This is a genomic window from Clostridium hominis, from assembly GCF_014287825.1.
Lineage (GTDB): Bacteria > Bacillota > Clostridia > Clostridiales > Clostridiaceae > Clostridium > Clostridium hominis.
Genome location: NZ_JACOOO010000052.1, coordinates 70284 through 82755 on the forward strand (window position 1 = coordinate 70284; position 12472 = coordinate 82755).

12 protein-coding genes are annotated in these 12472 nt (G+C 28.8%); all 12 read right to left on the reverse strand.

Features of this window, described 5'->3' with window-relative positions:
- Positions 1–12: 12 nt before the first annotated feature.
- The 12 genes from ybeY to H8S20_RS20230 all read right to left on the reverse strand — a co-directional run bounded on the left by ybeY (position 13) and on the right by H8S20_RS20230 (position 12277).
- Complete coding sequence (ybeY, locus tag H8S20_RS20175) at positions 13–513, reverse strand: rRNA maturation RNase YbeY (protein WP_186861194.1); 501 nt, start codon at positions 511–513, stop codon at positions 13–15.
- A gap of 68 nt (positions 514–581) precedes the next feature.
- Positions 582–2651 carry an HD family phosphohydrolase gene (locus H8S20_RS20180; RefSeq protein ID WP_186861195.1) on the reverse strand — a complete coding sequence of 690 codons (2070 nt, stop codon included), beginning with the start codon at positions 2649–2651 and terminating at the stop codon, positions 582–584.
- Between the two features lie 27 nt (positions 2652–2678).
- The gene (yqfD, locus tag H8S20_RS20185) at positions 2679–3818 is read right to left on the reverse strand and encodes a sporulation protein YqfD (protein ID WP_032117984.1); all 1140 of its coding nucleotides are present in this window, start codon (positions 3816–3818) and stop codon (positions 2679–2681) included.
- Positions 3819–3823: 5 nt separating this feature from the next.
- On the reverse strand, positions 3824–4102 hold the full coding sequence (gene yqfC / locus H8S20_RS20190) for a sporulation protein YqfC (RefSeq protein WP_186861196.1): 279 nt from the start codon (positions 4100–4102) through the stop codon (positions 3824–3826).
- Positions 4103–4605: 503 nt separating this feature from the next.
- Positions 4606–4782: a 30S ribosomal protein S21 gene (rpsU, locus tag H8S20_RS20195; protein ID WP_032117982.1), complete on the reverse strand. Its 177-nt coding sequence runs from the start codon at positions 4780–4782 to the stop codon at positions 4606–4608.
- A 117-nt stretch (positions 4783–4899) separates the two neighbouring features.
- Complete coding sequence (locus H8S20_RS20200; protein WP_186861197.1) at positions 4900–5244, reverse strand: histidine triad nucleotide-binding protein; 345 nt, start codon at positions 5242–5244, stop codon at positions 4900–4902.
- 103 nt (positions 5245–5347) lie between these two features.
- On the reverse strand, positions 5348–6652 hold the full coding sequence (mtaB, locus tag H8S20_RS20205) for a tRNA (N(6)-L-threonylcarbamoyladenosine(37)-C(2))-methylthiotransferase MtaB (protein WP_186861198.1): 1305 nt from the start codon (positions 6650–6652) through the stop codon (positions 5348–5350).
- Positions 6652–7416, reverse strand: a complete 765-nt coding sequence (locus H8S20_RS20210; protein ID WP_186861199.1) for an RsmE family RNA methyltransferase — start codon at positions 7414–7416, stop codon at positions 6652–6654. Before H8S20_RS20210 ends, mtaB begins: the two co-directional genes overlap by 1 nt.
- Before the next feature lie 18 nt (positions 7417–7434).
- Positions 7435–8376 carry a 50S ribosomal protein L11 methyltransferase gene (gene prmA / locus H8S20_RS20215; RefSeq protein WP_186861200.1) on the reverse strand — a complete coding sequence of 314 codons (942 nt, stop codon included), beginning with the start codon at positions 8374–8376 and terminating at the stop codon, positions 7435–7437.
- Between the two features lie 135 nt (positions 8377–8511).
- On the reverse strand, positions 8512–9711 hold the full coding sequence (locus H8S20_RS20220) for an O-antigen ligase family protein (RefSeq protein ID WP_186861201.1): 1200 nt from the start codon (positions 9709–9711) through the stop codon (positions 8512–8514).
- 223 nt (positions 9712–9934) lie between these two features.
- A complete protein-coding gene (gene trmB, locus H8S20_RS20225) occupies positions 9935–10591 on the reverse strand; it encodes a tRNA (guanosine(46)-N7)-methyltransferase TrmB (RefSeq protein ID WP_186861202.1) in 657 nt (218 codons plus the stop codon).
- Between the two features lie 135 nt (positions 10592–10726).
- Positions 10727–12277, reverse strand: coding sequence for a nitrite/sulfite reductase (locus tag H8S20_RS20230; protein ID WP_032117975.1), 1551 nt, complete (start codon positions 12275–12277; stop codon positions 10727–10729).
- Positions 12278–12472 lie beyond the last annotated feature (195 nt).

The following is a 12472-nucleotide window of genomic DNA, read 5'->3' on the forward strand; positions in this document are numbered from 1 at the left end:
CACCCTTTTATATTATCTCTTTATATCTAGTCCATTTAATATTTCCTCTTCCCTACTTCTCATTACCTTCTTCTCTTCATCTTCCATATGGTCATATCCAAGTAAATGTAGTATAGAATGTACTACTAAATAACAAACTTCTCTTTTAAAAGAATGATTATATTCTATACTTTGCTCCATTGCTCTTTCTAATGATAATACCATATCTCCTAAAACTAACTCATCTTGATCCATATACATAATATCAAACTTCTTATCTTTATATACATCCTTAAAAACTTTTCCCTTCGGATAATCTAACATAGGGAAAGATAATACGTCTGTAGCCTTATCTATGTTTCTAGTTTCATTATTGATCTCTCTTATTTCCTCATTGTTTACAAATAACAATGAAATTTGGCACTTTTGTCTTACCTCCTCTTTTTCTAAAGTATTAATACAAACTTCTTCTAATTCTTTTATAAATTCTTCTGTGACATCTATTTTATTTTGTCTATTATCTGTATATAACATATTTTTCTCCTTTAAATTGAAATTTATTTTAATAAAATGGGAAGGTAAAAACCTCCCCGAATATATTATTATTTTTCTTTTGGATATTCTACCCTTTGATGATAAACACCAATTAAAACTTTTAAGAAACACTTTTTAATATTTTCTATATCTCTTAAAGTCAAATCTGAATTAATCAATTGATCTGATTGCAATTTATCTTTAAATATATTATTTACCATTTCCTCAATTTTTTCTTTAGTAGGCATAGGTATTGATCTTACCGCTGCCTCAACGCTATCTGCTAACATAATTATTGTAGCCTCTTTACTAGATGGAATTGGTCCACTATATTTAAAATCTTCTTCTTTAATTTCATCTGGATTATCACTTGAATTTTTCAATGTATAATAAAAATACTTAACTAACGTTGTACCATGATGTTGTATAATTATATCTTGAATAATTTCAGGCAATTTATACTCTTTAGCCAATTCTAATCCATCTTTAGCATGAGAAATAATAATTTGGGCACTTAAAGTTGGTTTAATTCTATTATGCGGATTTTCTCTTCCCATAAGATTTTCACCAAAAAATATCGGTCTCTTAAGCTTACCAACATCATGATAATATGATCCAATCCTTGCTAAAATAGGATTTGCATCAACTTCCTCAGCAGCTACCTCTGCCAAGTTGGCAACCATCAAGCTATGATTATAAGTTCCAGGTGCCTCCATTAATAATCTCTTTAGTAAAGGGCTATTAGGATTAGACAGTTCCAATAATTTCATATTAGTAACTATTTTGAACGCACTCTCTAGAAATGGTGTAAATCCTATCGCAAATATCCCTGATAATAAAGCACCTAATATTGAAAAAGTCACTTCAGATACAATCATTTTAAAATTATTAGATACTAATAATCCTGTAGCTAAAGTAACAATAGCTGAAGCTATAACCATATATAGAGTCGCTTGTAAAACTTCATTTCTACCATTTACTTTCTTTATCGACGTGCAAGCCACTATTATATTAACTATTCCCAAAACAATTACTTGTGGACTAAAACCTGTAATAATTGCTACGAAAACTAAATTCAATGTATTTATTACAACAGCTAATTTATAGTCTAGTAACAAAGTCATAATCAACGCTGTACATCCTAGCGGAATTACAAAAGGAGAAACAAAGTTTAGCGACCTAGCCATTATTATCGATACAATATTTAAAATAATGATCATTAATACTACTTTAGTATTTAATAATAGTCCCAATCTTTCTTTTTTCATATATAGGTATTGAAGTGCTAGTGTTAAAAATACAAGTGCAGCTAAAACGATATATATAAATAAATATCCTTTATCTACTCCATCTCCTATAATACCAAGCTCTGTTAATACCTCAATTTGAGATTGAGTTATTGGTTCTCCTTCTTTTACAATTATTTGACTTTTCTTTATATATTCCTTTGGTGCAGATTTTAAAGCCTCAGTAACTTTTTCATCTGTCTTATCCTTATCAAATACCCAGTTAGGCTTTATTTGCGAGTACGCCATATCCTTTAATATGTTCTTTAAACTCTCATCTAGCTCCGAAGAATCTATTACATCATTAGCAATAACTTTAGCCTCATCAATAGTCTTAGCTTCTATATCTTCATCACTTTCATCTCTAATATTATTCTCATATACCTTTTCTAACGCACTTAATAATATCCACTGCATTTCAGTGGCCTTTTCATTAGTTATTGATAATAATGTTTTGTAATTGCTATCGGTTAACGTAAATGTATCTATCTTTTTTAAAGTCTCAATTTTTTCTTTTTCAGACACTTCACTACTTCTCAAGTTTATTAACTTTGTAAAAAATGTTGTTACACTCTTAGTAGCTTCAAGTTTTACTTCTCCCTTAAGTGAATATACCTTTTCTACTGATTCTATTATTTCATTTTCTTTAGCCTTTGTAGCATCTTGATCTATTATATCTCTTGGTGCCTTTATATCTACTTCAGCTATATCCCCAACCTTTAAATCATACTTACTTGGAGCTACAGCAGTAAGCATTATAAAATAAGTAATAATAAAAACCATAGTAAACAGAAAACTTCTACGCCATTTCTCTCTAGAATTTTCAAACTTTTTCTCATCCACCATTTTCATATACTCACCTTCTCATCCCATTAAATGTTAGTATTGCACAGGAATATTATTTACTATATTTTTCTCTACAACAAAAACTACCTTTATAGTTAAATTCCCTTCATTATCTAATTGCTTCTTTACAATTTTATCTACTACCTTAGAATCTCTAGTAAGATCTTTTTTTAATGACTCTTCTAAATTTTCTATAGCAATCTTTTCCGCTTCTTCTTCAGTAAGTTCTATTTCTTTTTCTGTTCTCTCATAATATACCACTTCATTAAATATTTTTCCACTCTTTTCTATTCTATCATACTCTTTAAAATCTTTTATAGCCTTCTTTAAATATATTTTTTTACCAAATAGACTAATGTAATATTCCGTTTCCTTGTCTCCACTCCTCTCCAACCTTGTACCAGTTAATTTAAGTTGCATCGTTTTCTCATGAAAAGTGTTAGCTATTACCATTCCCCTAGGTGGAATTATATATTCTTGTCCTTCTTTTCCATCTATACCTTCTATCAATACATCACCTTTCTTAATCATTTGCTCTTGTTTAACTGCAGGCCTACCTGCATAAGTATAAACCTTAACCACTTCTCCATCTTCAGTGGCAACTAAATTTCCATACTGTCCACTCCATTCTGTAGGCGGGTTAATTTTCTCCTCTATAGTTACATTCAAAGTAGATCCTTCTACTCTTACCCTAAGCCATAATATCTCACTATTTGCATTTTCTAATTTCTTTTCTATATCCTCAACCACTATATGATTTTTAGGCAACCCTGGCTTTATACCAATCTCTTTTAATTGTTGTCTTATTTCAAAAGGAGAAATATTTTCTTGAACATTTATATCTATTGCCCATATATAATTAGATAATAAAAATATGACTCCCAAAAACACTAACAATCCAAATACCAAAGATATTTTCCCTTTTAAGTTTCTAAGCCAAAATATAGTGCCTTTTCTTTTAACTATAGTTATCTTTCCTCCCAAAGCTTTAATAACTTCACACACTTCATCGTAATTAATATAATCAATATCTAATCTCATAGTAGAAATATTCTTTTTATTTATTTTATATATGTTTATATTTCTATTCCAAAATATGTTCAAAATCCTATCAGGATTCAAAAGTTTTATCTCTACAGTTATTCTTCCTGCTTTAATATTATTCATCCCCATAATTATCACTCCTCATAAGATATTGAAGCAAACTTTCCGCTAATCGTTATTGTTGATGTTGCTATATATAATATTTCAAACCCTTCACCTTTTATAGATATAGGGCCTAGTTTACTATTTATCCTTATTTCATATTCATTAAAAGTTAATATACCTTTATGGTTCTCTATAGTAACTTCTTCTTTACCTACAACTATTATCTTTGGCACATCTAATACAACATCCTTTGGAAGATCTAACTTTTCAATTAATATAGCTCTCTTTTTACTTAACTTTTCTCCCATTATATTTCCTCCTAATTAAAGTCTCTCAATGTACTTTATGATAAAATAAGGAATAAAATCACAAAATAATAAAAAAAGAACTCAATTTACATTGAGTTCTTTCTTTATTAATATTTTAATAGTTATAAATCCTAACTTACAAGTTTCTAAATCTACTTTGTATTGAAATAATTGGTATAACCGATATAATAAGTTAACCTATATTTTATATGTCATTATCCCTATATCTGTAGCCGTGTTTTACAATTTGTAAAATCTCTTTACCTAATTGCTGAGGAAGGTAACTTATAAAGATTTACCATTTTATAAATCTTTCACTCCTTAGTTATTAATTCAATTTAAATAGCTACCTTTGATCTTTGCTAAAACCTAGAAATCTATATATCATGATCAAGTACTACTATTTTATCGATTTAATAACGCAGCAGATTTATTAAAGGAATATTTTGCAATATACCTACAGAATTCTTATAGTTTATTTTTAATAACACTAAAAAAGAATACTACTTGAATTTTCTCTTTCTTGCAGCTTCTGATTTTTTCTTTCTTTTAACACTTGGTTTTTCGTAGTGTTCTCTCTTTCTTACTTCTGAAAGAACTCCAGCGTTAGCGCATTTTCTTTTAAATCTCTTTAAAGCACTTTCTAGTGTTTCATTTTCTCTAACTTTAATTTCTGACATCTATTATCCCTCCCTCCGCTAGCTCAAATTAATTTATAACTCAGCTACGGGCTTAATAACACACGCTATATTATATAATATTTAGACTTAAACTGTCAATAATAAATAACTTTTAACTTAGCCTGGTGGCCATTGTAGTTCTCTTCCACCTAGCACATGAAAATGCATATGTCCTACTGTTTGACCGCCATCTTCTCCACAGTTATTAACTATTCTATAGCCCCTCTTATCAATTCCAAGCTCTCTTGCTATTTTATTAATCACTACAAAAATATGTGCAACAATTTCACAATTTTTTTCATTTACTTCATTAGCACTTTTTATATGTTCCTTTGGAATTACTAAAAAGTGAGTAGGTGCTTCTGGGCTTATATCATAAAAAGCCAAAACTTTATCATCTTCATATACCTTCTTTGACGGAATTTCACCTTTTATAATTTTACAAAAAATACACTCCTCCATAAATTCACCTCCCTTTAATATAGTTAAGAATTAAAAGTTAATAGTTAATAGTCTAGAATCATATATTAAATTATTAACTCTTCTCTATTAACTATTAACTGCTTTAAACCATTTCTGCTATTGCATAATCTTTTTCAGCTTTTTCTAATCTTACATCCACTATTCTACCAGTAATATTAGCAGCCATACAATGAACTTCAACTTTTATATAATTTCTTGTATATCCTTCGTATACATCTTCTTTACCTTTTACTCCTTGCTCCATTAAAACATCCATTTCTCTGCCAAGGAATTTTTCCGTAAATGCTTTTTCATTTATATCATTTAACTCAATAAGTTTTTTACTTCTCTCATCTTTAACTTTTCCATCAAGTTGATTTGGCATATCCGCTGCCTTAGTCCCTTTTCTTGGACTATACTTAAATATGTGAGTCTTTGTAAGTTTTATTCTCTTTAAGAATTCATACGTTTCGTTAAATTCCTCTTCAGTTTCACCTGGGAAACCTACTATTACATCTGTTGATATAGAAACATCAGGAAGAGTTTCTCTTAAAAGATTTACTGAATCCTCATATTCTTTAGCTGTATATCTTCTATTCATTCTTTTTAACGTTGCATCACAACCACTTTGAAGTGAAAGATGGAAATGAGGACAAAGTTTCTTGAAGTTTTTAATCTTTTCTATAACTTCTGGAGTAAAGAATGCTGGTTCTATAGAACCTATTCTAATTCTTTCTATTCCATCAATTTTTTCTATTTCATCAATTATTGAAATTAAATTTACATTACCTTCTAAGTCTAATCCATAAGATGCTGTATGTATTCCTGAAAGTATAACTTCCTTAAATCCATTTTTAGCAAGCTCTCTAACTTCAGAAAGAACCTTATTAGGATCTTTAGAGCATACTGAGCCTCTTGCATACGGAATCGTACAATATGTACAGAATCTATTACATCCATCTTGTATTTTTAAGAAAGCCCTAGTTTTATCTTGGTAATCTTCTATTTTTAAATCTTCAAAAACCTTATTTTGAAGAACCCCTTGAACGTGTACCTGAGATTTACCTTCATCTTTAGCTTTATTTACATAATAAACTACATCACCTTTATTTCTTGTTCCTAAAACTACATCTACTCCTGGTATTTCAGAAACTTCTTTTGGTGACATTTGTGAATAACACCCAACAGCTGCAATTATTGCATCTGGATTAGTTCTTCTTGCCCTACTTATTATCTGTCTTGATTTTTTATCTCCCATATTAGTTACAGTACATGTATTAATTACATAAACATCAGAAAACTGATCAAAGTCTACAACTTCATAACCTTCTCTTATAAACTTTTCTGCCATTGCCTCTGATTCATATTGATTAACTCTGCAACCTAATGTAGCAAATGCGACCTTCATTAAATTACTCCTCCTAAATCACTAAGCTCATATTGAATTAATGATGCTGCAACAAACCCAGCTGTTTCAGTTCTTAATATTCTCTTACCTAAAGTAATTATATGAGCACCTTTATCTTTCAGTTTTATAATTTCATCTTCTTCAAATCCACCTTCAGGACCAACTAATATCCCTACAGTTTTAATATCATTCAAATTAATATTTTCTTTTTTTAAATTATTAATTAAAGTCTTTATCCCAAAACCTTCTGCATTTTCATAAGGTACTAACATCAAATCTAACGAATCCATTTCTTCTAATACATCGTTAAAACTCATAGGATCTAAAACTTTAGGAACTATACTTCGTTTACTTTGTTTAGCAGCTTCAAGCGATATCCTATTTAATCTATCTAATTTCTTGAATTCACCTTTCAGTTTAACATCTACTCTTGAAGTTATTACAGGTTTGAATTCATAGATACCAAGTTCTGTCCCTTTTTGAACTATGAGGTCCATCTTCTGACTTTTAGGAAGTCCTTGATATAAGGTTATCTTTATATCACTTTCATTACTTCCTTCTATAGTTTCAATTATATCTAATATTACTTCTTGCTTATTAACACGATCTATTTTAGCTAAATATTCTATTCCTTCGCAATTATTTAAAATTACTTCTTCTCCAGGTGCTAATCTCAATACTTTCATTATATGTTTAACATCATCACCTATTATTTTTCCTATATTTTCATTTATTAATTCTTTTGATGTAAAAAATTTATGCATACTTTTCACCTTTAAAGACTATTTTAATCTTGCAACTATACAGTTCCATTCGCCATCTCTATTTTTTTCTATTACTTCAAAACCTGATTTTTCAAGCTTATCAACTACCATATCTACTCTATCATGAATAATTCCAGAAGTTATAAAATAACCATCCTTCTTTAATACTCTCTTAACATCATCAGTAAGAATACAGATTATTTCAGCTAATATATTAGCTACTACCACATCTGCTTTACCATCTATAACTTCCACCAAGTTACCATGTAATACTTCTATGTTATTTAAATCATTATATTGAATATTTTCTAAAGAAGATTCTACAGCCACAGGATCTAAATCTACTCCAACCGCTTTTTTAGCTCCTAATTTTGCGGCAGCTATAGCAAGTATCCCTGATCCACATCCTACATCAAAAACAATACTATCTTCTTTAACGTATTTTTCTAATGACTGTATACACATTCTTGTAGTTTCATGAGTTCCTGTCCCAAAAGCCATCCCTGGATCTAAATTCACAACAAGTTCATCACCTTTTGCTTCATACTCTTCCCATATTGGTTTAACTACAATTTTTTCTCCAACCTTAGAAGGTTTATAATATTTTTTCCAATTGTTCGCCCAATCTTCTTCATGAACTTTTTCTGATTCAAGCTTTCCATCTCCAAGATCTATTCCCATCTCTTTTAGATCTGAAAGTCTTTCTTCTATGTATTTAAGTACATCTTCTATATTATCTTCTTCAGAAAAATATGCTTTAACAATAGCTGCATTTCCTTTATGTTCTAAAATATTTATATCTGCAAAATCCCAAGTTAGTGGGCCTTGCTCTCTTCCTAATATATCATTTGGATCCTCTATCGCAACACCCTTGCAGTCTAAGCTATAAAAAATGCCTGATACTGGCTCTAAAGCCTCACTTTTAGTTATAACTCTTACTTCAATCCATGTTCCTTCCATGCATATCATCCTCTCTTATTTTTTCCTATGACTAATTCTATATTCTACACTTATGTAAAGATAAAGTCTATATCTAATTTCTATTAAAACTCATACTAAAAAGAGCCGTATATACAGCTCTTAATAATACTTTTATTAAATTGCAATTGTTTTTGTTTCTAATTCAATAATATTTCCTTTAGCATTATTATTCTTTTTGCTCTTCTTTTCTGCCCTAACTTTTCCACGAGACAGATTAAATGTAATAGCACAAGTAGAAATAAATAGTATTCCTAATTGTGGTGCATAAAGGGAACAATCAACTAATCCTTGGACTATAACTACTACGTTTAATGATACTAACAAAGGTACTAAAGGTTCCTTAACTTTATATAGTTTGAAAAGATCTTTAAACAACTTCAACTTTATATACAAATACATACATAATCCAATTATTCCTGTGGACACAAAAAATGTTAAATATATATTATGTGAGTGTATACTATTTCCGTTGTTATAGAAAAAATCCTTTCCATGCTCTAAAGTTGCTAACGTCCCCCATCCCATTAAAGGCTTTTGAGATATCATCTTTAAAGATCCTATCCATATATCATATCTGGACGAAAAAGAACTATTTATCTCAGTCAAAACAGCTTGAGTATCACCTTTACTTTGTAATATTAAAAATATTGATATAATAGTAAAAATGCTTAATCCTAAAATTATCATCTTTCTTTTATCTTTCAAATTTTTCAAGACATAGTAGCAAATTAACGCAGATACAAAAGCTACAAAAGCTCCAGATGATTCTGTTAATAGAAGTGCTATTAACATTACTCCAGTACACAACGCATAAATACTTCTTTGTTTTTTTTCACTATTTATAGTTGTTAAATATAAAGCTATAAATATTGCACTTGCAAACCAAGCCCCAGCCATATTAGGATTTCCATAAGAACTCACAACTCTATTATTAAAAGGTCCTACAACTTCTCCTGTACTCTTATGAAGATATATATACATTATTTTTTCTATTATCCCATTAATTGCAGTTAATGCCGTTAAGTAAACAGAATATTTTAAAACTTTATTAATTTTTCTTCTAGTAATAAAATATTGTTGTCCTAAAAATCCTATAGAGAAATACATAAGCAACATACTAGATCCCAAAAACGATAATACACTTTCATTTTTTAAAGCTACTATAAGAGACCAAATAAATAGTACTAATAATCCAATATTTAAATAGTTCTTTTCAATTTTTCCTTTATTTTTAATCATTAAATATATTGCATAAATTCCTGGAATAATCGCCGTCATAGGCGAAAATATAATCATAGTTACAAAAAACATCATACTCTTATCACCATTATTCTTTATTTCTTTCCAATTCACTCGTACAAGTATACCTTTATTATAATTTAAATTCAATGAAATTTTCTTTAAAAATTCATTACAATATTGTCACTTTTCTCTAGTAAACATATACATTGGTCAATTTGTAATTTTATTGTTTTAAGAAATAGTAAATAAAAAAAAGACTGTATTAAATCAGTCTTTTTATTATTAGAAATTTACTCTATTTATATTCTGCAATTAAAAATTTTGTTTTTATTCCTTGCTTTGTAAACATTTCTTCGTGCTCTGTAACAACATTTCCCTCAAATCCACTATTATGTAAATCATATGTTACATATTTTATCTCTAGATTACAGTCTTTAAAATATCCTAATGATTCTTCAAATAGCTCATCATCATCTGTTTTAAACCATATCTCTCCTTCTTTTCTTAAGAAAGTTTTATACTTTTCTAGCTGTCTTGTATGTGTTAACCTTCTCTTTTTATGTCTATCTTTTGGCCAAGGATTACAGAAATTTATATATATTCTATCTACTGTATCTTCTTTACTTAACATATCATCAATAAGTGCTATCTCTTGAGACATAAGTGCCACATTATTTAATTCATGTTTTTTCTCTTCGTAAGCTTTTTCTATATTTCTTTTAGCTAATACTAAAACCTCATCCTTTATATCTATTGCAATATAATTTATATTTGGGTTTTCTGCCCCATGAACCGCCATAAATGTTCCTTTTCCACAACCTAATTCTAAATATATAGGATTATCATTTTTAAAGAACTCTTTCCATCTCCCTCTATACTCACTAGGTTTTTGTATGAAAAAGTGGCAAGATTCTAACTCTGGCCTTGCCCATGGTTTTCTTCTCATTCTCATATTACTTCACTCCAAATCTTTTGTTAAATCATAGATTAATTATACATATATTCTTATTTATTTCAATATGAAAAGGTTGCTATAGTCTAAAGCAACCTTTTCATTTTAAGTTCACATTACATTTTAGTTATTATTTTAACACTTAAAATCTTCAAATAATTTTTTGAAACTTTCTTCATTTTTTTCTATATAACTAGAAAATTTCATATCTTTTTCTTCTAATTCCATTGAAAGTTTATAAATAAACTCAGGAATATTTTCCTTCAATATATCACCATAAACTTTTCCTAATCTGCAATCTTTCGCTAAGAAACTTCCATTAACATGTACTTCATAAGCTTCTTTAACTACATCATCTACTCTTTTCTTCTTTCCTGTTAAACCAATTTCAGCAATCTCATGAACTCCACACGAATTCCCACATCCTGATATATAAACTCTTGGTAATAAGTCCAATCTATTTACTTTTTCTCTTATATAGCTTAACATTTCCTTTAATGTTTCTTGGCTATTTCCTATTCCTAATTGGCAAGTTGGAACACCGATACAAGAAACGCTATATTCAAATGAAGTTTTCCCACCAATTGATTTAGTAGCTTCTAAAAGTTTCTTTACTTCATTTCCATTAAGATTTCTAATATATATTCCTTCAGTCATTGATAATCTTAGTTCTATTGCTTCAAATTCAGATATTATATCTTTAATAACTTTTAATTCATAAACCTTGATTTGTCCTCCAAATGGATGAATATATAAACTATATAATCCTTCTTGCTTTTGAGAATATATTCTTTCATCATCTATATCAATAACTATTCCTTCTTTATTAAAAGTTATAGGTTCAATATTTAGTTCTAACTCTTCTCTATCTTTTGCTTCGTTAACATATTTTCTATATTCATTAATAAAGTTTTCTTCTCCTAGTTTATCAACCATGTATCTTACACGAGCTTTTGCTTTATTTTCATAGTTCCCTTCAGCTTTAAATAAATTAACCATTCCTTCAACATAATATAAAACTTCTTCTGGTTTTATTAATTCTGGATAAACTAAAGCTAACCTTGGATTTCTTCCAAGTCCTCCACCTAAATATACCCTAAATAAGTTCTTACCATTTTCATTAATAGCCAAAAAACCAAGGTCTTGAATTGTACAGTGTGCAGTATCTCTTTCATTGTTCGAAAATGATACTTTAAGTTTTCTTGGTAATTTATATGTTGTTATTCTTTCCATAAAATAATTTCCTACAGCTAATGCATATGGTGTTGGGTCAAAAGGTTCTTCTTTATCAACTCCTGATAATGGAGATAAAGCAACATTTCTTGGAAAATTACCTCCTGCTCCTCTAGTATATATATCTTCTTTTAATGCATCTTCCATTAAATCACATACTGAATCTATAGAAATACCATGATACTGTATCGCTTGACGAGTAGTAAAATGTAATTTATCCAATCCATATTTTACAGCCCAATCATATATTAAATTTAATTGTGGTACAGTAATTACTCCTGATGGAATTCTTAATCTTATCATAAATTCCTTACCACCTTTATGAGCATAAACTCCCATTCCACCTGAAGCATGCTTAAAATCCATCATAGACATTTCCCCATTATAAAACTTATGTCCTAACTTCCTAAAGCCTTCTATTTCTGATAATAACTTTTCTTTTAATTCTTCCATTGTACACCTCACAACTTTTAAGCATATGTTTTAATATACTGTTGAAACTATATAAGATCTTTTATATCATATTTTATATTTTCAACACTAGTTTAAAATATATTCGCTTCCGTATAATTCTTTATTAGTATATACTGTTTTGCCACTATAAATCTATAAAAAATTTAATGTATTAAAAAAAAGCTGCAATTTGCA

Coding starts and splice junctions, on each gene's coding strand:
- ybeY (WP_186861194.1), bottom strand. CDS start 513: ATGTTATATACAGATAATAGACAAAATAAAATAGATGTCACAGAAGAA.
- yqfC (WP_186861196.1), bottom strand. CDS start 4,102: ATGGGAGAAAAGTTAAGTAAAAAGAGAGCTATATTAATTGAAAAGTTA.
- H8S20_RS20220 (WP_186861201.1), bottom strand. CDS start 9,711: ATGATGTTTTTTGTAACTATGATTATATTTTCGCCTATGACGGCGATT.
- H8S20_RS20200 (WP_186861197.1), bottom strand. CDS start 5,244: ATGGAGGAGTGTATTTTTTGTAAAATTATAAAAGGTGAAATTCCGTCA.
- H8S20_RS20180 (WP_186861195.1), bottom strand. CDS start 2,651: ATGAAAATGGTGGATGAGAAAAAGTTTGAAAATTCTAGAGAGAAATGG.
- prmA (WP_186861200.1), bottom strand. CDS start 8,376: ATGGAAGGAACATGGATTGAAGTAAGAGTTATAACTAAAAGTGAGGCT.
- H8S20_RS20230 (WP_032117975.1), bottom strand. CDS start 12,277: ATGGAAGAATTAAAAGAAAAGTTATTATCAGAAATAGAAGGCTTTAGG.
- rpsU (WP_032117982.1), bottom strand. CDS start 4,782: ATGTCAGAAATTAAAGTTAGAGAAAATGAAACACTAGAAAGTGCTTTA.
- trmB (WP_186861202.1), bottom strand. CDS start 10,591: ATGAGAATGAGAAGAAAACCATGGGCAAGGCCAGAGTTAGAATCTTGC.
- yqfD (WP_032117984.1), bottom strand. CDS start 3,818: ATGGGGATGAATAATATTAAAGCAGGAAGAATAACTGTAGAGATAAAA.
- mtaB (WP_186861198.1), bottom strand. CDS start 6,652: ATGAAGGTCGCATTTGCTACATTAGGTTGCAGAGTTAATCAATATGAA.
- H8S20_RS20210 (WP_186861199.1), bottom strand. CDS start 7,416: ATGCATAAATTTTTTACATCAAAAGAATTAATAAATGAAAATATAGGA.